This window comes from Bizionia gelidisalsuginis (assembly GCF_008086185.1).
Taxonomy (GTDB): domain Bacteria; phylum Bacteroidota; class Bacteroidia; order Flavobacteriales; family Flavobacteriaceae; genus Bizionia; species Bizionia saleffrena.
The window spans coordinates 26,309-44,810 of sequence record NZ_VSKN01000006.1 but is presented as its reverse complement, the minus strand read 5'-3'; the positions used below and the strand labels follow the sequence as shown (position 1 = coordinate 44,810).

General features: G+C 33.1%; 20 protein-coding genes, 1 pseudogene and 1 riboswitch. Of the genes and pseudogenes, 13 read left to right on the top strand and 8 right to left on the bottom strand.

What is annotated here, in order from left to right; genetic code table 11:
• Window positions 1–8 precede the first annotated feature (8 nt).
• The 7 genes from ES677_RS06175 to ES677_RS06145 all read left to right on the top strand — a co-directional run bounded on the left by ES677_RS06175 (window position 9) and on the right by ES677_RS06145 (window position 5,261).
• Complete coding sequence (locus ES677_RS06175) at window positions 9–1,130, top strand: ABC transporter permease (protein WP_148380764.1); 1,122 nt, start codon at window positions 9–11, stop codon at window positions 1,128–1,130.
• A gap of 10 nt (window positions 1,131–1,140) precedes the next feature.
• On the top strand, window positions 1,141–1,905 hold the full coding sequence (locus ES677_RS06170; RefSeq protein ID WP_148380763.1) for an LOG family protein: 765 nt from the start codon (window positions 1,141–1,143) through the stop codon (window positions 1,903–1,905).
• Entirely contained in the window at window positions 1,895–2,308 is a 414-nt protein-coding gene (locus ES677_RS06165; RefSeq protein ID WP_148380762.1) for a hypothetical protein, read from the top strand. Before ES677_RS06170 ends, ES677_RS06165 begins: the two co-directional genes overlap by 11 nt.
• A 42-nt stretch (window positions 2,309–2,350) precedes the next feature.
• Complete coding sequence (locus tag ES677_RS06160; protein ID WP_148368943.1) at window positions 2,351–2,929, top strand: cytochrome b/b6 domain-containing protein; 579 nt, start codon at window positions 2,351–2,353, stop codon at window positions 2,927–2,929.
• A gap of 41 nt (window positions 2,930–2,970) precedes the next feature.
• Window positions 2,971–3,864, top strand: coding sequence for a hypothetical protein (locus tag ES677_RS06155; protein ID WP_246124384.1), 894 nt, complete (start codon window positions 2,971–2,973; stop codon window positions 3,862–3,864).
• A 13-nt stretch (window positions 3,865–3,877) separates the two neighbouring features.
• Window positions 3,878–4,717: a restriction endonuclease gene (locus tag ES677_RS06150; protein WP_148380761.1), complete on the top strand. Its 840-nt coding sequence runs from the start codon at window positions 3,878–3,880 to the stop codon at window positions 4,715–4,717.
• A 97-nt stretch (window positions 4,718–4,814) separates the two neighbouring features.
• Window positions 4,815–5,261: a TlpA family protein disulfide reductase gene (locus tag ES677_RS06145; protein ID WP_148380760.1), complete on the top strand. Its 447-nt coding sequence runs from the start codon at window positions 4,815–4,817 to the stop codon at window positions 5,259–5,261.
• 36 nt (window positions 5,262–5,297) lie between these two features.
• Here the strand turns inward: ES677_RS06145 and ES677_RS06140 are convergent, their stop codons facing one another.
• The 4 genes from ES677_RS06140 to ES677_RS06125 all read right to left on the bottom strand — a co-directional run bounded on the left by ES677_RS06140 (window position 5,298) and on the right by ES677_RS06125 (window position 8,879).
• On the bottom strand, window positions 5,298–5,807 hold the full coding sequence (locus tag ES677_RS06140) for a nucleoside deaminase (RefSeq protein WP_148380759.1): 510 nt from the start codon (window positions 5,805–5,807) through the stop codon (window positions 5,298–5,300).
• Between the two features lie 2 nt (window positions 5,808–5,809).
• Complete coding sequence (locus tag ES677_RS06135; RefSeq protein WP_148380758.1) at window positions 5,810–7,033, bottom strand: amidohydrolase family protein; 1,224 nt, start codon at window positions 7,031–7,033, stop codon at window positions 5,810–5,812.
• 13 nt (window positions 7,034–7,046) lie between these two features.
• Window positions 7,047–7,463, bottom strand: coding sequence for a hydroxyisourate hydrolase (gene uraH, locus ES677_RS06130; protein ID WP_148380757.1), 417 nt, complete (start codon window positions 7,461–7,463; stop codon window positions 7,047–7,049).
• Window positions 7,464–7,607: 144 nt separating this feature from the next.
• Window positions 7,608–8,879: a DUF2130 domain-containing protein gene (locus tag ES677_RS06125; protein ID WP_148380756.1), complete on the bottom strand. Its 1,272-nt coding sequence runs from the start codon at window positions 8,877–8,879 to the stop codon at window positions 7,608–7,610.
• 212 nt (window positions 8,880–9,091) lie between these two features.
• Here ES677_RS06125 and ES677_RS06120 point away from each other — a divergent pair, with 212 nt between their 5' ends.
• The 4 genes from ES677_RS06120 (at window position 9,092) to ES677_RS06105 (ending at window position 14,082) form a co-directional block, all read left to right on the top strand.
• Complete coding sequence (locus ES677_RS06120) at window positions 9,092–9,526, top strand: RrF2 family transcriptional regulator (RefSeq protein WP_148368956.1); 435 nt, start codon at window positions 9,092–9,094, stop codon at window positions 9,524–9,526.
• A gap of 68 nt (window positions 9,527–9,594) precedes the next feature.
• The gene (locus tag ES677_RS06115; RefSeq protein ID WP_148368958.1) at window positions 9,595–9,933 is read left to right on the top strand and encodes a cupin domain-containing protein; all 339 of its coding nucleotides are present in this window, start codon (window positions 9,595–9,597) and stop codon (window positions 9,931–9,933) included.
• Between the two features lie 36 nt (window positions 9,934–9,969).
• Window positions 9,970–12,195, top strand: a complete 2,226-nt coding sequence (locus ES677_RS06110; RefSeq protein ID WP_148368959.1) for a nitric-oxide reductase large subunit — start codon at window positions 9,970–9,972, stop codon at window positions 12,193–12,195.
• 443 nt (window positions 12,196–12,638) lie between these two features.
• Window positions 12,639–12,736, top strand: a riboswitch (SAM-I-IV-variant riboswitch).
• 53 nt (window positions 12,737–12,789) lie between these two features.
• Window positions 12,790–14,082, top strand: a complete 1,293-nt coding sequence (locus tag ES677_RS06105) for a Na+/H+ antiporter NhaC family protein (protein ID WP_148380755.1) — start codon at window positions 12,790–12,792, stop codon at window positions 14,080–14,082.
• A 17-nt stretch (window positions 14,083–14,099) separates the two neighbouring features.
• On the opposite strand, the gene ES677_RS06100 is transcribed toward ES677_RS06105, so the two are convergent.
• From ES677_RS06100 to ES677_RS06085, 4 genes and pseudogenes are all read right to left on the bottom strand, one after another.
• Window positions 14,100–14,753: an SCO family protein gene (locus ES677_RS06100; protein WP_211357864.1), complete on the bottom strand. Its 654-nt coding sequence runs from the start codon at window positions 14,751–14,753 to the stop codon at window positions 14,100–14,102.
• Entirely contained in the window at window positions 14,740–15,249 is a 510-nt protein-coding gene (locus tag ES677_RS06095) for a toxin-antitoxin system YwqK family antitoxin (RefSeq protein ID WP_246124383.1), read from the bottom strand. The genes ES677_RS06100 and ES677_RS06095 overlap by 14 nt, the downstream gene beginning before the upstream one ends.
• Window positions 15,250–15,310: 61 nt before the next feature.
• On the bottom strand, window positions 15,311–16,153 hold the full coding sequence (locus ES677_RS06090; protein ID WP_148380753.1) for a YHYH protein: 843 nt from the start codon (window positions 16,151–16,153) through the stop codon (window positions 15,311–15,313).
• A gap of 22 nt (window positions 16,154–16,175) precedes the next feature.
• Window positions 16,176–16,349 (bottom strand): annotated as a pseudogene (locus ES677_RS06085) (EF-hand domain-containing protein); the annotation flags it as partial.
• 314 nt (window positions 16,350–16,663) lie between these two features.
• Here ES677_RS06085 and ES677_RS06080 point away from each other — a divergent pair.
• A complete protein-coding gene (locus ES677_RS06080; protein ID WP_148380751.1) occupies window positions 16,664–17,674 on the top strand; it encodes a sensor histidine kinase in 1,011 nt (336 codons plus the stop codon).
• Window positions 17,667–18,341: a LytR/AlgR family response regulator transcription factor gene (locus ES677_RS06075; protein ID WP_148380750.1), complete on the top strand. Its 675-nt coding sequence runs from the start codon at window positions 17,667–17,669 to the stop codon at window positions 18,339–18,341. Before ES677_RS06080 ends, ES677_RS06075 begins: the two co-directional genes overlap by 8 nt.
• Window positions 18,342–18,502 lie beyond the last annotated feature (161 nt).

The following is an 18,502-nucleotide window of genomic DNA, read 5'->3' as shown; positions in this document are numbered from 1 at the left end:
TTAAAAATATGAAAACAATACTATACATCATACAAAAAGAGTTTAAGCAAATCTTTAGAAATAAAGGGATGCTTCCTATCATTTTTGTTTTACCACTACTCCAACTCGTTATTTTATCTAACGCCGCTACTTTTGAAGTAAAAAACATAAAATTTGGTTATATTGATAACGACCATACAACGACATCAAGAGCATTAATAGAGAAATTTAATGCTTCGACCTATTTTGATGTATTAACAGATTTTTCGTCTGAAGGATTTGCCAAATCAGCAATGCTAAAAGGAGAAATAGATGTTGTTTTAGATATTCCAAACTATTTTGAACGCGATTTGCAAAAGGAAAAACACAATAGTTTAGGTATTACTATTAATGCTATAGATGGTGCGGCAGCTGGTGTAGAAAATATATATGTAAATGATATAGTACAAAACTTTAATCAACATTTAAAAGTTGATTTATTACCCCTTTCAAATCAACAAATACAGCCAACTAACATTGACACTATTCCTTTATTCTGGTATAACGAAACCTTAAATTATAAAACATTTATGGTACCTGGTATTCTCGTGTTATTGGTTTCTATGATTACCTTATTTCTGTCTGGAATGAATATTGTCCGAGAAAAAGAAATAGGGACTTTAGAGCAAATCAATGTAACTCCAATTAAAAAAAGCCAATTTATAATTGGGAAACTTTTTCCGTTTTGGGTAATAGGAATGGGTCTATTAACCGTTGGATTACTATTAGCTAGATTAATATTCAATGTGCCCATGCTTGGCAGTTTGGTACTTATGTATTTATACACCTCTATTTATATATTAGTAATCTTAGGAATTGGATTATTCATTTCAAATTTTACAGATACCCAACAACAAGCGATGTTTATAGCTTGGTTTTTTGTTGTTATTTTTATTTTAATGAGTGGTTTGTTCACGCCTATAGAAAGTATGCCTGGATGGGCTCAAATGGTTACAGAATTCAATCCCATAAAGTATTATGTTGAAGTGATGCGTATGGTAATGCTTAAAGGTTCTGGATTTACAGATATTCTTCCCCAGCTAATAAAAACAGTGCTATACGCAATTGTAATGAATGGTTTAGCGGTCTGGAGTTATAAAAAAACCAACTAAAACATAGGAAATGAACGTTGATAAAAGAATAAAACTGTCTAAAGAAGAATCCTTATTTGTTAGAGGGCCATTATCTCGTTATAGGGAATTTATTTTTGCTTTTAAAGTCTTTTTTAGTTTTCTAAAAGCCTTTAGAAGAATGCACTTTATAGGGCCTTGCGTTACTGTATTTGGCTCTGCACGATTTACAAAAGATTATGACCATTATAAAAATGCCGAAAAAATTGGTGCTTCTTTAGCAAAAACAGGTTTTACGGTAATGACAGGTGGTGGCCCGGGTATTATGGAAGCTGCCAATAAAGGGGCTTTTGAAGCGGGTGGATATTCTGTTGGCTGCAATATTATTCTACCCTTCGAGCAAAAACCAAATCCTTATCTTCATAAATGGATTAACATCCCCTATTTCTTTTTACGCAAAGTCATTCTTATAAAATATTCTTATGCTTTTGTTGTAATGCCGGGAGGAATTGGCACTTTAGATGAATTGTTTGAAGCGCTAACATTAATTCAAACGAAAGTAATTCAGAATTTTCCAGTTGTTATTTTCGATTCAGAATACCACAAGGAATTGTGTCAGCATATTCAAGTAATGGCAAAAAATGAAAGCATCAGCCCAGAAGATATGGAACAACTTTTTGTAACCGATTCTGTGGAGGATTTAATTACACATATTAAAACCCATTCCATTAAAAAATTCGGGTTAGTTAAAAAACAGGCCAAACTAAAATGGTGGCTGGCTGAATTCACTAATAAAACGGTATCAAATGAAAGTTAAAAATAGTATTAATACTATAAGTGCTATTATTTTAGCGCTGTTTGCATTGCTTACTTTATTTTTAAGTAGCGCTGTGATTTTTGATTGGTTTGGCATTAGAGCCAAAGAAGGAAACTACGTTTTGTTTATAGTTTGGGCAAATTTTATTTGTAGCATTTTATACCTATTTGCCGCTTATGGGTTTATAACAAAAGCGAAGTGGACTTTTTCGATGTTAATCGCCCCTTTGGTTATTTTAATTGTTGCTTTCATTGTGTTGCAGTTCTATATTAACAGTGGTGGTATTTATGAAACAAAAACAGTAAAAGCATTGATTTTTAGAATATTGGTAACGTTAACTTTTTCACTTGTGGCCTTTTTCAATATAAAAAACAGCAGGTTAAAAACGAAAACAAAAGTATAATTAGTAAACAAAGTTAATCATTAGAATAAAAAAACAAACAGTATGGAAAACACAAAGTATTCAAAAGTATATAGAATTATTCATTGGTCGATAGCCGTTTCATTTATGCTATTACTAATTACGATTTTTTTGCGACTAACGTGGATGAATAAATATAACGTGGCTGCTATTATTCAGGATTATTTGATTGGTACTGGCCAGAGCTTATCAGAAGACCAACTTATTACTTTAGCAAAAAAGATAAGGCAACCTATGTGGGATTGGCATATTTATATTGGTTATCTATTAGTCGGATTATTTAGTATTCGTTTCATACTTCCCGCCTTTGGAACTATGAAATTCCAAAACCCATTTGGTAAAAACCTATCTACAAAAATGAAATTTCAGAAATGGACATATATCCTATTTTATGTGTGTGTCATCATTTCACTTATTACAGGACTAATTATAGAATTAGGTCCAAAGGACTATAAAAAACCGATGGAAGAAATCCACGTACTTGGTATTTACTACCTAATTGCATTTATAACAATCCATCTAGCCGGTGTATTAATAGCAGAATTTACAGAACAAAAAGGAATTATTTCAAGAATAGTAAGTGGCGCAAAGAATAAAGATTAAAAGCTTGAAAGCACCATCAAAATAGAAATGAGGCATACACAATGAAAGTAAAATCTTACATAATATTTTCGTATTTATGTGTTACGCATTTCGCTTTTTCGCAAAAAGAGGTGAATGCCTCGCCACAGCTTGATTTGTTCAAAATAGCTTTAATTAATCAAACCGATAGCTATATAACCTTCCCAACGGATATTGGGAATATTGAACCTTTACTGTTTGAAGCCAACGTTAATCCGTCATTTGTTATTAGAGAACGAAAAGATTCCAAACTAATAGCGGTGTTAACACCGCAAATTACCATTAGGATGTATAACGAAAATTCGTATCCTGTGCGTACACCAAGTTATATTCCTCAGATTTCATTGTATTATCTCGCCAATAAAAAGGAAGCACTTAATTACTTGGTTTTATTTAGTAAAATAGCACATCACTCCAACGGTCAAGATGGTGATTTCTATAATGATGATAACACAATAAACCTACAGTCGGGAAATTTTGCGACTAATTTTTTTGAACTTGGTGTTCTTAAAACGTCATATAGTAAAACGCTTAAAGCCATTAAAACCATAAAAAGTTCCATTGAAATTCATCCAAAAAGCTGGATAAATCAAGAAATGAAAGGCAAATATAGTGGCGTAAGATGGCATAATTCATTTACATCGTTTAAATTACCTCTAAATACAGAAAATAACACAAGAGCTAATTTTTCATTGAAGGCTCAAACTACATTAATGCTAGATAATTATAATGATTTAGATGTTTTGGATTTAGAGAGAGTAAACGCAAGTCTTACTTTTTATTATCATCCAAAATTTTTAGAAGATATAGGTTTGTTTATTCAGTTTTATCACGGAATGGATTATTATAATATTTATTTTGAACGTCAACTCTCCATTATTCGATTTGGTATAATGACGGAAATTCTAAGATTTTAAACACTAAAATAGTATGGAAAAAGAAATTTATATTAAGAAAAGTAACGGTGAGATAGAACTTTTTTTATTTGAAAAATTAAAACAATCACTCCAATCTACTGGAGCATCTAAAGCAGTCATTAGCACTATTATAAATAAAATTAAAACCGATATTTACGATGGAATTTCTTCTGATGAAATATATAAGAAAGCCTTTGTTTTATTAAAAAAACACAACAAAATTTCTGCGTCGCGATACAGTTTAAAACGGGCTATTTTCGATTTAGGCCCAACAGGTTATCCTTTTGAGAGATTAGTAGGTGCGTTGCTAAAAGAAAAAGGATATAAAACCAAAGTAGGTGTTATTATAAAAGGTAAATGTGTAACTCACGAAATTGATGTACTGGCCGAGAAAGATGAAAACGTATATGCGATAGAATGTAAATTTCATTCTGATGCTAAAGCGGCTAGTAATGTGAAAATACCATTATATATTAATTCCAGATTTTTAGATATTCAAGAACATTGGAATACAAATTCAAAGAATAAAACCTATTTAAAACAAGGGTGGCTGGTAACCAATACTAGATTTACATCAGAGGCCATAAATTATGGAAAATGTGTGGGATTAACCTTGTTAAGTTGGGATTACCCGGAGAATAATGGGTTAAAAGCAAATATAGACACATTGGCTTTATATCCTGTAACCACTTTAACAACCTTAACTAAGAGAGAAAAACATCAACTTATAGAAAAAAATATTGTGTTAGTGAAAGAATTAGCTAAGGCAACGGAGATAATGAAGTCTATTGGAATCTCAGACCATAAAATAAAACGTGTTTTAACTGAAGTCAATGAGTTATGTCAATTTTAATTTTTAATGACTTATAGAAACACTCCTAAAGGGAAAACATAAAAGTTCACCATTTTCAAACTAAATTTGTAAACATTAAAAAAACGAAATACTTAAAATGATTAACACTATAAAATCCATAACAGTTAAAGATTTAGAAGGCGTTGCTGTCGATTTAATGGCCAAATATAAAGACCAAGTGTTGCTATTTATTATTTATAATAATGATTGTTTGGGTTGTACTGGGCGAGCGATTCCTTTGGCGTATGAGTTTCAACAGAAATACCCTACGATTCAAGTGGCGGGTATTCATTCGGACTTTGTAAACCGAGAAGGAACTAAAGCTTCAATTAAAAGTATTTTTACAAGCGGAGAGAATCCGTTTCCTATATATATAGACGAGCATCACAAAGTTTACGATCAGTTCACTGCTGAAGGTACACCACAATGGCTATTAATTTCCAAAAAAGGCGAGCTGTTTCGTTCTGTTTTTGGGTCTCAAGATAATGCGCAGAACAGATTATACTATGCGTTAGAAAGCCTTATTAAAGATAATGATAAATAATAGTTGTTGCAGACTTTTAAAGATAGTGCCTGTTTTCTATTCACAATTATAGCGTTTATGCAATGCCTTAATAGCTTCTAACACAACACCACTCCCTGGCCCCTTAATGTCTATGTGTTTTATAATTTCTCGACTTGCCACAAAGTGAATTGGCGCTTCATTGGCTCCAAATTCTTGTAACCACTCTCCTAATTGTTCTGCTGAACTAAGGTAAACCAATGGACCTATTTCCGCCCAGCCATGCGCAGCCGCACACATGGGGCAATGTTCTCCAGTGGTGTACATCGTCGTGCTTTTACGCTCTTCCGTACTCAAGTTTTCTAACGCCCAATATGCTAATTCTATTTCAGGGTGTGACAATACATTTTCAGCATTAACTTTATTTCTTGCTGTGGCAATGATTTCATTTTTTGCATTTACCAAAATAGAACCAAAAGGCTCATCACCTGCATTTAAAGCGTCTTCGGCAAGTGCTACACAAATCTCTAAATACTTATAGTCTTTAAAGGATAATTCGGAAATAGTGTCTGTCTCTTCAGTTTTCATAATTAAGGAAAATTAATTGTGGCTTGGGTGTTAGAAAATGTTTGGATACCATTTTTAAAACCCGCTAAAGGTTGCGCAATCGTACGAATAACATCAATAGCGGTTACAGCTTCTAAAACAACAAAATTCGCTGGTGAGCCTAATTTAATTTCAGTTTGTTTTGAAAGTAATTTTGCAGCGTTTTTAGTGATCATATTATACACCTCTTGGATCGCAGAGTCTTTAGACAATTGTGCAATATTAGCGTACATATTCGCCATTCTAACTAGGGAAGCATCACCATAAGGCGTAAAGGCATTAAGGATATTATTGCTAGAAATAGTTGTGGTAATCCCTTTTTCACTCAAGGCATTTGCATTTACCATTCCCCGTGGTATTAACGATTCGTAGTCACGGCCGTTTAAAAAAACATCTGTTGCAGGCAAAACGGTTAATGCAATATCAGCCTCTTTTAAAAGCATTGCCATTTCTAGACGCTGCGTTCTGGGCATTGCAGACAATTTGGTAACGTGACCAATAGACACGCGCCCTTCATAGTTTCTGTTTTTAGTTTCTTCAGCTATTTTTGGGATACTAGAATTGTTAGGATCCAAGTCGAAATCCAAATGAAAATCGACATTTACGTCAAATTCTTCCGCTAAATCAAAAATTATTTCAATATGTTCATAGGGGTTTTCATCTTTATAAGGGCAGCCTCCAACCAAATCGGCTCCATTTTGTAAAGCTTTTCTCAGCAAACGCTGGGTTTGCTTTTCTGTGGTTAATCCTTCCTGTGCAAATGCACAAATTTCCATATCGATAGCAAAAGCGTATCGTTTTCTTACTCTTTTAATAGCTTCAAAAGCACGTAATTCTGTTTTTGGGTCCGTTTCTACAAAAGTTCGTAATCCCATCGTTCCTTTCTTAATGGCCATTTCAACCACGCGACGCGCTCTTTCAAAGACATCTTCTTCAGTAAACTCTTTTTTTGCGTTTCCAGTTTCTGAAACCGCCTCCGCTAATGTCCCTTCCGCAATCGTACAACGCTCTAAGATACATGCTTTATCTAAATGAATATGACTCTCGTAAAAACCAGAACATACAAAATGATCATTAGCATCATAAATTATTTCTGCGTCACTATTAATAATCGCCTCTATACAAGTAATTATTCCGTTTGTAACACCAATAGAAACCGGCGTCTCATAACCTTCAATTCTTGCGTTTTTAATCAATAAATCTAACATATATTATAAAGATTTAATTTCCGCGGTACGTTGAATACCCATAAGCAGATAACGTAATTGGAACGTGATAATGAGTATTTTCCTTAATGTCGAAAACGACTTCTATAAACGGATAAAAAGATTCTTTGCCATTTTTTTTAAAGTAATCGGCCGTTAAAAAAGTAAACCGGTACACACCATTATTTTCGTTTTCTAAAGGCAAGAAATCATTTATTCTACCTTTTTCTGAAGTTTCTTTTTGCCCGATAAACTCCCATTTTTTTGTTTCGGTGTTCATTTTTTCTAACTTAATAGAAACATTGGCTACCGGAAGTCCTTCTGAAACGTCTAATATATGAGTTGATAATTGGTATTGCTTTTGTTGCGCACAAGAGAAATTGGTCACCGCTAAAAACACAATAACCAGAATGGAAGATTTAAATAGTTTCATTTTGTTCTACTTTTTTATTAAACTCGAAAATAAAAATACTACATCAAGTTCAATTAGCTCCTCAATTAGCTCCTCAATTAGCTATAAATCTTAGTTAAAGTGTATTCTAACAAAACATTCTTTTTGTCTTAAACGACCTTACTACTAAGTGTCTAACTCTAAAGTCTCGTCAGTCTCGTCATACAATTCCAACGATTTAATAGTACCCACGGCGCTTCCGGCAATACCTTTTATAGACGCGTGCATATCGATGGTATTAGCCGTGACTTTTTCAATTTGCTTTTCGCGTTCTTTCCAAAGACGCCCCATCGCGCGTTTTTCTTTATCTAGAGCCGTTTTCATCGATGTAAATCCTTCAACAATCGCTTCAATTTGCATTTTAAACTGATTGCTGGTTAAATAATCGTACAGCATATGCATTTTATCACCTTTATTTTCCTGACTGCTAATTGCCAAATTAACTTTTACAATCGATTCGCGTAACACGTTACAAAGACCTTTAAACTCATCGTAATTACAAATCCAAATACCATCTCTTAATCCCATTCGGTCCATATCCGACGGCATTACTTCGGTGACTAATACCCCTATATTTGCCCCTTTTTCTCGAATATCATTTTTAAATTTTTCAATCCACGTCGGCTGAAAATCCTTTGTGCGCTTACTTTCGTAATAAATTTTACCGCAGTTTTGCTCGGTGCGCGTATTTACAATCTGTATACAATCGCCGCCACGTGCTCCTTTTTTAATCTCCTCAATTGTATCTAAAGGAAATTTTGCCGCTAACCACTCTTCAATTGCTAATTCCTGAACCTCCCCTTGCAACTGCATCGAGCCTTGCTCCTGCTTGCGCTTCATTTCTTCAGTCAGTTTTTTTTGATCTTCCAACTGCTTTTGCATTTCTTTAAAACGCAATTCGTTTTTGTCTTCTTCGGCTTTTCTTATTTTTTCCTTTTCAGAAATTAAAGTGGCATTGAGGTTTTTCTGCGCTTCCGCTTCCGCTGCTTCTTTTAATTCGCCTTTTTCACGTTTTAATTTTTCAATTTCGGCTTTCGATCTATTCAACTCTTTTACCTGCTCAGATTTTTCGTTTAATTCCGTTTGAAGGGCTTTAAACTGCTCAGATTGTTCTTCAGTTAATTTAGACTTTATCTTGTGTTCAAGAATTTTGCTTCTTTCCTTCATCTGAAGTTCTAAACGCTCTTGAAATATTTCGTTTTCTTGTTTTTTCTTTTGCTCGAAACGTAGTTTTTCTTCCTTCAGCTTTACCTCTTGCGCTTCGTACTTCTTTTTTTCTAAAGCAATTTCAGATTGGTATTTTTGTTTTATTTCTTCTTCTAATTGGTGCGATAAAATATCTTGAACATCTATCGAGGTGCCACAATTTGGACATTTTATTTGGGTTTCGTTAATCATAGGTTGTATTTCTTAAAACTAATAACAATACCAGAAGGTACATCTTACTGATATCAAAACTATAGGAAACAGTGCTAAATGACAACTTAAAAACACTTTAAATTATGAAGGAGTTTAATTATTAAAATTTTACGCCCTTTTTACTAAAAATAATAAAAGATATCATTGTCTTTTATGTTTTTTGATTTACTTTTGCAGTCTAAATAATAATTATGTTTTCAAAATCTTGTGAATACGGACTGCGAGCGACTATTTTTATAGGCCAGCAATCGCATTTAGGAACAAAAGTGAGTTTAACTACTATTTCTGAAGCTATAGATTCTCCACAAGCTTTTACAGCTAAAATATTACAACAGCTAACTAAAAACAATATAGTGAACTCTATTAAAGGGCCACACGGTGGATTTTTTATCGAAACTGAAGCAATGAAAACATTAAATTTAAGTGCTATAGTAGAGGTTTTAGACGGCGATTCTATTTACACCGGTTGCGGTTTAGGACTTAAGCAATGCAACGATAAGAAACCTTGCCCACTACACTTTAAGTTTGTGGCCATAAGAGAAGAACTTAAAAATATGTTGCAAAACACGACGCTTTTAATGTTAGTGAATGATATGGAATTAGATATCTTCCACTTAAAAACATAACCTATTTAAGCTTATAAAGGATAAAAAGACCTTTTTATATAACAATTAATAATTCAATCCCAATATTTATGAAAACAGCATCAATAACAGACCAATTGGTCTACAACACTGATAAACCTGCCATTAGCGTGCTTCTCGACACCGATCACTCTAAAGAAATTAGAATCGTCATGCGCAAAGGACAAACAATGAAAGAGCACAAAGCGCCCGCACCTATTGTTGTCGCCATTTTTCAAGGTGCAATAGACTTCGGTGTAAAAGGCGAAAAACTATCACTTAAAAAAGGAGATTTAATTGCCCTAGAAGCTAATGTACCTCACGATTTAAACTGCACTGAAGATTGTATTATACGCCTATCCTTGTCTAAAAATGACAGCGTAGATCGCGTAAAAAGTGTTGTAAACTAACTACTCCCCCCAAAAAAAAACTAAATATAAAAAACCATGAGAAAAATATGGATCGCTTTTATAAGCGTTGTCGTACTGTCATTTATAGTATTAATATGGATTGGTACCGAGGTGTACCAAACACAACCTCCCATTCCAGAACAAGTAATAATTAAAGAAACTAACGAACGCGTTTACACCAAAGCCGATATACAAATCGGACAGAATGTATGGGAATCGATCGGTGGTATGGAAGTGGGCTCTATTTGGGGACACGGAAGTTACGTTGCTCCAGACTGGACAGCCGATTGGATACATAAAGAAGCCGTTTATATGCTAGAGCATTGGGCGCAAACCGATTTTAATACTGCTTACAACGATTTAGATGTCGAGAAAAAAGCAGCCATTAAAGCCCGCTTAATTAAAGACATTAAAACTAATACGTTTAATGCCGACACTAAAACCATTACCATTTCGCAAATTCGTTGGGATGCGATTTCAGCAAACATAAAACATTATAGTTCTATTTTTTCTGATGGTCACGAACAATACGCCATTCCAAAAGGCGCATTAACCGACAAAGTGAAGCTTGAACAACTAAATGCATTCTTATTTTGGACCTCTTGGGCGGCAAGTACAAACCGACCAGAAAAGGATTATACGTATACGTCTAACTGGCCACACGAACCGTTAATTGATAACCTAATTACAGACGATTCGTTAATCTGGTCTGGATTATCTATCGTTTTACTGTTACTATTTATTGGGATGTTGACCTACTATTATTTAAGAAACCATGAAAAAGGTGAAGTTTTAGAAAAACCAAATAGCGATCCCTTAGCGAAATTGCAATTGGTATCGTCTCAAAAAGCAGTATTAAAGTACTTTATTGTTATTTCTTTACTTATCGCTTTACAAGTTGTCTTAGGTATTATAACCGTGCATTACACCGTTGAAGGTCAGGCGTTTTTTGGTTTCGACTTATCTAGTATTTTGCCCTATTCAATCACACGAACATGGCACACACAATTAGCTATTTTTTGGATTGCCGCAACATGGTTAGCGACAGGATTATTTTTAGCTCCTATGATTTCTGGTAAAGAAATGAAATACCAAGTATTTGGTATTAACTTCCTGTTTATTGCCTTAATAATTATCGTTTTAGGCTCTATGCTTGGCGAATGGCTTGGTGTACACCAATTCTTAGATTTAACGACCAACTTTTTCTTTGGTCACCAAGGGTATGAGTATATGGATTTAGGACGTTTTTGGCAAATATTTCTAGCAATAGGCCTCGTTTTATGGGTTATTATGGTCAGCAGACACCTAATATTTGCTATTAGAAAAAATGACGAGTCCAAGCACTTAATTATCATTTTATTAATCTCTGTTATGGCGATTGGTATGTTCTTTTTCTCCGGCTTAATGTATGGCGAAAACAGTAGTTTACCCGTTATTAATTACTGGAGATGGTGGCTAGTTCACTTATGGGTAGAAGGTTTCTTCGAAGTTTTTGCGACGGTAGTTATCGCTTTTATTTTTTCTAGAATGAAAGTTATTTCCCCTAAAACTGCTGGTCGCGTATCGGTAGCATCGGCAGCGATATTTTTAGCAGGTGGAATTATAGGAACACTACACCATTTATACTATTCAGGAACTCCCGTACAAGCCATCGCTTTAGGAGCCACATTTAGTGCTTTAGAAGTGGTACCATTAACTTTAATGGGCTTCGAAATTAGAGAAAACTGGAATTTATTAAAAAGTAAAGATTGGATTCAGAAATACAAATGGCCTATATTTTTCTTTATCGCTGTAGCATTCTGGAATTTCATCGGGGCTGGTGTATTCGGTTTTTTAATTAATCCGCCAATTGCATTGTACTATATTCAAGGTTTAAATACTACTGCAGTGCACGCTCACACCGCTTTATTCGGGGTGTACGGAATGTTAGGAATGGGTTTCATTATTATCTGTCTTCGTTTTTATTCAGATCGCGTGTGGCAAAACACTAAACTTAAGCGTGCCTTTTGGTTACTAAATATCGGGTTGACAGCAATGGTTTTGTTTAGTTTATTACCCATAGGAATCATTCAGGCGTATACGTCTATCACCAAAGGATACTCGTATGCTAGAGAAGCCGAATTACTCTATTCTCCAGTGGTTCAAACCCTTAAATGGATGCGTATGATTGGTGATATCATTTTCTCTGCCGGAATCTTCTATTTCTGTTGGTTCACGATTGATGAAACCTTATACAATTTCCGAAGAAAAAATATAGAATAGTTTTTAACAATTAAAGAGTTTTTTAAGAGGTCGACATAGTTATGTCGACCTCTTTTTTTTTACTTTTATATTAGTGACACGATTAAAAACAGATTCGTTTTTTAAATAGTTAAAATTTAGTCTTGCGTCTTTTATGAGACAATACTGTTTCTTTTTCTATTGTTTTCTGCGGAATAGCTCTAGTTTCAATGGTCGTAAATTATTTTTTTTCAACTTTAACCCCTCTTCAAGTTTTCTTCACCCTAATGCTATTACCGACTGAAAATCAATTCATTATTATAAATTCACCCGAAACAGTGCACTTTTATATTTTTATTTTATTTGATGATTGCCTGTGTTTATAACTGTTTTAAGCTCTCAAATTTCAGTTACACGTTTAAAATCTTTCTAAAAAATAACAAAGCTTTAAGTTTTAGTAATCAAAAATGATTTAGTTTTGTGCACTTAATTATCAAGAATCTCAAAAAGAGATAGCAACCTGCAGTAACGAGCAAGGTGCTACAAATGATAAGCCAAATACTTTGGAAAAAACGTTAACTCAATTCCCCTTTATTTGCTGTTATTTTATTATTGCGATTCTGCAACAACAGACTAATGACTCAGATTAAATCTATTACCCCAAGCTTTAAGGCGTTACTACCTTTTTTTGTATTTATCATCACTTTTTTAAGTGTCGGGCTCATTCAAAATGATTTCTATGCACTACCCGCTCCTATAGCCGTAATTGCAGGAATTCTTGCAGCATTCCTTATATTTAAACAGTCTGTAAATTCAAAAATCGGTACGCTTTTAAAAGGTTGTGGAGACGATAAAATACTAACGATGTGTTTAATCTATTTACTAGCAGGCGCTTTTGCTGCAGTAACCAAAGCCACCGGAAGTGTAGATACCATTGTTAACTTAGGGTTAGATGTTATAAACATTCAATATATTTATTTTGGCGTCTTTATTATTGCCGCTTTTTTGTCGGTTTCTACAGGAACTTCCGTTGGTGCTATTGTAGCTTTAGCCCCTATTGTTATTGGGTTTACAGATAAAGGGGATCTGTCTTTGGGTATTTTATGTGGTGCTCTATTGGGGGGGGCTATGTTTGGCGATAATTTATCGGTAATCTCCGATACCACAATAGCTGCCACACAGTCTTTGGGGGTTAGAATGAGTGACAAGTTTAAAGAAAATATTAAAATAGCTTTACCAGCTGCTATTTTTACAATCGGGATTCTTATTTATCAAGGCTTAAGTCTAGGGACTAATACACCGGAAACTTTAGATTACACCTATTCCATACTTAAGATAGCCCCGTATTTAATTGTTATAATTTTATCTCTTATCGGTATCAATGTATTCGTAACTTTAGTTTTAGGTGTACTCTCCGCGGGGGTTTTAGGACTGTATTATAACGATTTTTCAATTATCGAATTTACGCGTATCGCCTACTCAGGCTTTACCAATATGACCGAAATATTCCTACTCTCGCTATTAACCGGTGGTTTAGCAGCTTTGGTTGCTAAAAATGGTGGCATTGCGTTTATTTTGCAGAAAATAAAAACCCTAATAAAAAATAAGAAAACAGCGCAGTTCGGGATTGCCGCGTTAGTCTCGAGTATTAATGTCGCCATCGCAAATAATACGGTTGCTATTATTATTTCTGGATCTATAGCAAAATCAATTAATGACGAATACGACTTAGATAACAAAAAAACAGCATCCATTCTAGATGTTTTTGCATGTATTAGTCAGGGTATTTTGCCATACGGCGCTCAAGTATTAATGATTTTGAGTTTCGCTAACGGAAAAATAGGCTACCTCGGTTTACTCTCTAATACCTGGTACCTACTTTTACTTTTTGTGTCGACAGCATTGTTTATAGGCTTAAAAAGGGAATAATGCAATAAACTTAAAACTTAATTTTCTAGCTTCAATGTTTTAACATCGTCTATAAGTTGTTGTATTGCCGTAGCATTTACCCCATTATAAATACCTCTAATATGCTTGTTTGTATCTATCAACACGAAGTTTTCTGTATGTAAAAAGTCGTCATCTGTTTTCATTTCACCGAGATCTTCTTCAACAAAATAAAAGTGTCTGCCCAAATCATATATTGTTTTACGTTCTCCTGTTACTAAATGCCATTTATCACTATTAACGCCTTTTTTATCGGCATACTGTTTTAATACTGAAACAGAATCGGTTTCTGGAGTTACAGAATGCGATAATAACATAATGCTGTCATTATTTAAAAATTCATCTTGTAATATAGACATATTAGCTGTCATTTTAGGGCAGATTCCAGGGCAGGTTGTAAAAAAGAAATCGGTAATATAAATTTTATCATTAAACGTTTTTTGAGTAACCGTTTCTCCATTCTGATTTGTTAAACTAAAGTCTTTAATTTTATGAAACGTTTGTAATACTTCACTATCTAGAGCTAACCAATGTGGTGTAAAACTAGCTTCGCTATAATAAGGCAATGCAGCCATTTTACTTATTTTATCTTCTTTATTTTTGCAACTTATTAATGTAATAAGAATTAAAAGTAATACACTATATTTTTTCATATTGGATAATTTCATTGTCTAATTGATAACATAGATTGGCACGTTTCAATCCGAAAACACGACCGTTTTTGGCTTCGTAATTATTGTAAATCTTTCCGTTTTTTCTCCAAGCACGTTGTAAACCTTGCTCTTTACCATTTAGCAAATTAATTTCTTTAAACTTAGCACCATTAGTATACCATTGTGTTTGTTTCCCATTAGCAATGCCATTTGTGTAAATAGATTCTGATCGCAAATTTCCATTACGCCACCATGTTTTTGCCTCACCTTTGTGTGCTCCGTTTTTATAGAGCGCATGAAAACTTAATAAACCAGATTCGAACCATTTTTTAGAATAACCATTTTTCTTTCCGTTGGTATATTCTATACGTTCTGCAATTGTGTCAGAGGAATAAAAAGCTTCAGAAACACCTGTAAAGGGCTTGTTATTATAATATACAAGCCCTTTATTTGGTATTAAGACTAATTCTGTTTTATTAACTGTAATTGAAATCAAAGGCCCTTCAGCTTTAATAGTATTAACATTTTGATTACAACTTATTAATACTAAAAACAAGCTATTGTATAGCGCTAGGCGTCCCTTGGTAATCACCTGGAAATAATATGTAAAATTGATTAAGAAAAACTTCATTTTGTATGTGATAATGGTATTCTGCGTCTGTTGTATGTTGAGTTGTGCTTGTATGGCCTCCTGAAGCATCTAAATCTGCTGGATAATCGCCTGTAGAATTACATTTCCTTCCATAAAGGAAAAAACCATCTGCCATAACACCAATTAAATTATTATCGTCGTTAGACCACGCTTTAGTTTCTAAATGATAGTGATAGCTCTGAGGGCCAGTATGTGCTGCAGTATAATCTAAAGAACCTACTGCATTATTTAAAGGAACGTTAGGTCCTTCTTCATCATTATAAATCATTGCACCACTAATAGCAATACCAATTGGCCCCAAACCTGTAGCGCTAGAACTAGATGCTAATGTTGGGTTTGCAGGTACCGTTAAAGAATATTCCCCATTAAAATTATCTATATTTCCAGGTGCCATTTGCTCGTAGGAAGTTACGGTTGGTTCTACAAATAATACGTGATTCTCTGAAGCAGCAGGAGTTACTAATTCATTTCCCATAGGATCGGTTGCCACACGCTCTGTAGTATTAGACCAGTATGGAGAGGTATGATTAGGCATTCCGTTAGATTCTATAACGACACTGTTACCATCAAGTAACACGGTTACATTCTCCGGACTAAACTCACTATAAGCCAAGTGCAATTCATCTGTTATAGAAACATCTGTTTCACTTGTACTAGATGGATCACTAGTGTTTTCATCGCTGCTACAGCCTAAAAAAACGATAACTATACTTGCAATAGCTAACTTTGTACTAAAATAATTTTTCATTTGTTTTAAATTTTAAAGGTTATTATTTTCTTTTTGATGGTTGGTGCCCTTTAGGTTTTGGTGCTTTATTTAATTCTTCCGTTGTTATATAGCTATCACCGTTTGTGTCTACTTTACTAAAATCATCTTTTAAAGGCACTTTAATCTCGCTTTTAGATAATTTACCGTCTTTGTTTGCATCCATTAGTTTTATTAATTCTTTATTACCAAGCGGTTAAGAGTGATCACAATTTTCTTGAGATTGCGCATTTACTATTGTTACTTTAAATATTGAAAAGGCAATGCAAAAGGCAGCTGTTTCTATTGTGTTCAAATTCATACTTTTTTTATTTAACTTCCATAATTACTAACACAAAGGTTGTAAAAAGAAGTTTACTTATTTTTAGTTTTATGTGAATGCACCATACTATTCTGTAAATGCCTTTTTATAGTCTGTAAAACCTAATTTGCAGCAATTAAAAGGAATGTTTTTTAGCCTTTTATTGATTTTTTATTTACTTTATTTGTACTATGAATACAACTAAACGCTTTTTATTACAAGTCTTATTTTGGCTATTTATCTGGATTGTACTTTGGGCTCAACAGTCTTGGAGCATCTCCTTTTTCTTAGAGAATATTTATGTTTTTACCGCTCAAATAATACTTATAGCGATTATAGTTTTTTATACATCTCCCAAGTTTTTATTAACCAAAAAATATTTAATATTTATACTCCTATCTCTATCTAGTTTATTACTTCTCGCCTATCTTTCTACTTTTTTTATAGAAACAAAACCACCACATCCACTACATTTAGAAAAACCACTTCGTAGACCACCTTTTTATTTATTACCGTTTACATTATTTTTATTGATAGCCTATAGTTTAGCAACTATTATAGAGGTTTTTATGTATGCTAAAAAGAAAGAAGCAGAAATAGTTTTAAGTAAAAATGAAACCCTTCAAACAGAACTAAAGCTATTAAAGTCGCAAATTAACCCTCATTTTTTATTCAATGCTTTAAATAATATTTATGCATTATCGGTTATAGATTCTAATAAAACACAAGAAAGTATTAGTTATTTATCTAATATGCTTCGTTATGTATTATATGACTGCGAACAGCGTTTTGTATTGCTTAAAAATGAAATAAATTATATCGAAGATTATATTAAGTTGTTTTCGTTAAAAAGCACTAAAAACTTTCCTATTACAATTCATTTTGAGGTTAATAATCCTGAAATAAAAATAGCTCCTATGCTATTAATTCCGTTTGTTGAAAATGCATTGAAACATAGTAATATTGAAAAAATTAAAGATACTTTTATATCAATTTCTATAATTGAAACCACTGATTTTATAGTGTGCTCCATTAAAAATAGTATAGCAAAAGAAGCCGTAATTAAAGACAAAATTGGTGGTATTGGTTTAGATAATGTTAAAAAACGACTTTCTATACTTTATCCAGAACAACATAAGATGAAGATTTCTGAAAATAATTTTATTTTTAATGTGGAACTAAAACTTAAAAAAAATGTATAAATGCCTAATTATAGACGATGAGCAATTAGCAAGACAATTACTTAAGGTTTATGTAGAAAAATTAGATTTCTTAGAGCTTATTGCCGATTTTGAAAATCCTCTTGATGCCATTGCTACAATAAAATCTCAAACAATAGATCTTGTTTTTTTAGATATACAAATGCCGGAATTAAAAGGAACAGACTTTGCTAAAATGATTCCCAGTCATACTAAGGTCATCTTTACTACTGCTTATTCTGAGTATGCTTTACAAGGCTTTGAGCTTAATGCTTTAGACTATTTATTAAAGCCAATTACTTTTAATAGATTTTTGACGTCTGTGAATAAACTAAAAAGAGATATAACTACTTCTATTTCTTATAATGATACAATTACTGTGAAATCTGGCTACGATTTATTCAAAATTAAATTAAATACCATTACACATATTAAAAGTGATAGTGAATATGTTCTTTTCTTCACTGCAAACAAAAAAATAATGAGTCATCAAACATTAAAATCTTTAGAGAAAACTTTAAACTCCAAACAATTCATAAGAGTTCACCGCTCTTATATAATTAATAAAGAAAAAGTAACAGGGCTAAAAGGGCGCGATTTATTAATTGGCGATTTAAAAATCCCTGTAAGCGATACTTATTATGAAACAATAAAGAGAACGCTGTTTTAATAATCTCATATTTTTAATACACATCATATTTATCCTTCACCCCTTATTTAATAAATTGAAATACAGTTAATTATCACCTTAAATTAATAATTAGAACTCAGTTTATGTTAATTAAATATTAAACCAGTCTAAAAAAAGAATGAACGTTCATTTTTTATATA

Excerpts from the sequence above, each read along its gene's own strand:
- ES677_RS06175 (WP_148380764.1), top strand. The coding sequence starts at position 9 with ATGAAAACAATACTATACATCATACAAAAAGAGTTTAAGCAAATCTTT.
- ES677_RS06170 (WP_148380763.1), top strand. The coding sequence starts at position 1,141 with ATGAACGTTGATAAAAGAATAAAACTGTCTAAAGAAGAATCCTTATTT.
- ES677_RS06165 (WP_148380762.1), top strand. The coding sequence starts at position 1,895 with ATGAAAGTTAAAAATAGTATTAATACTATAAGTGCTATTATTTTAGCG.
- ES677_RS06160 (WP_148368943.1), top strand. The coding sequence starts at position 2,351 with ATGGAAAACACAAAGTATTCAAAAGTATATAGAATTATTCATTGGTCG.
- ES677_RS06155 (WP_246124384.1), top strand. The coding sequence starts at position 2,971 with ATGAAAGTAAAATCTTACATAATATTTTCGTATTTATGTGTTACGCAT.
- ES677_RS06150 (WP_148380761.1), top strand. The coding sequence starts at position 3,878 with ATGGAAAAAGAAATTTATATTAAGAAAAGTAACGGTGAGATAGAACTT.
- ES677_RS06145 (WP_148380760.1), top strand. The coding sequence starts at position 4,815 with ATGATTAACACTATAAAATCCATAACAGTTAAAGATTTAGAAGGCGTT.
- ES677_RS06140 (WP_148380759.1), bottom strand. The coding sequence starts at position 5,807 with ATGAAAACTGAAGAGACAGACACTATTTCCGAATTATCCTTTAAAGAC.
- ES677_RS06135 (WP_148380758.1), bottom strand. The coding sequence starts at position 7,033 with ATGTTAGATTTATTGATTAAAAACGCAAGAATTGAAGGTTATGAGACG.
- uraH (WP_148380757.1), bottom strand. The coding sequence starts at position 7,463 with ATGAAACTATTTAAATCTTCCATTCTGGTTATTGTGTTTTTAGCGGTG.
- ES677_RS06125 (WP_148380756.1), bottom strand. The coding sequence starts at position 8,879 with ATGATTAACGAAACCCAAATAAAATGTCCAAATTGTGGCACCTCGATA.
- ES677_RS06120 (WP_148368956.1), top strand. The coding sequence starts at position 9,092 with ATGTTTTCAAAATCTTGTGAATACGGACTGCGAGCGACTATTTTTATA.
- ES677_RS06115 (WP_148368958.1), top strand. The coding sequence starts at position 9,595 with ATGAAAACAGCATCAATAACAGACCAATTGGTCTACAACACTGATAAA.
- ES677_RS06110 (WP_148368959.1), top strand. The coding sequence starts at position 9,970 with ATGAGAAAAATATGGATCGCTTTTATAAGCGTTGTCGTACTGTCATTT.
- ES677_RS06105 (WP_148380755.1), top strand. The coding sequence starts at position 12,790 with ATGACTCAGATTAAATCTATTACCCCAAGCTTTAAGGCGTTACTACCT.
- ES677_RS06100 (WP_211357864.1), bottom strand. The coding sequence starts at position 14,753 with ATGAAAAAATATAGTGTATTACTTTTAATTCTTATTACATTAATAAGT.
- ES677_RS06090 (WP_148380753.1), bottom strand. The coding sequence starts at position 16,153 with ATGAAAAATTATTTTAGTACAAAGTTAGCTATTGCAAGTATAGTTATC.
- ES677_RS06080 (WP_148380751.1), top strand. The coding sequence starts at position 16,664 with ATGAATACAACTAAACGCTTTTTATTACAAGTCTTATTTTGGCTATTT.
- ES677_RS06075 (WP_148380750.1), top strand. The coding sequence starts at position 17,667 with ATGTATAAATGCCTAATTATAGACGATGAGCAATTAGCAAGACAATTA.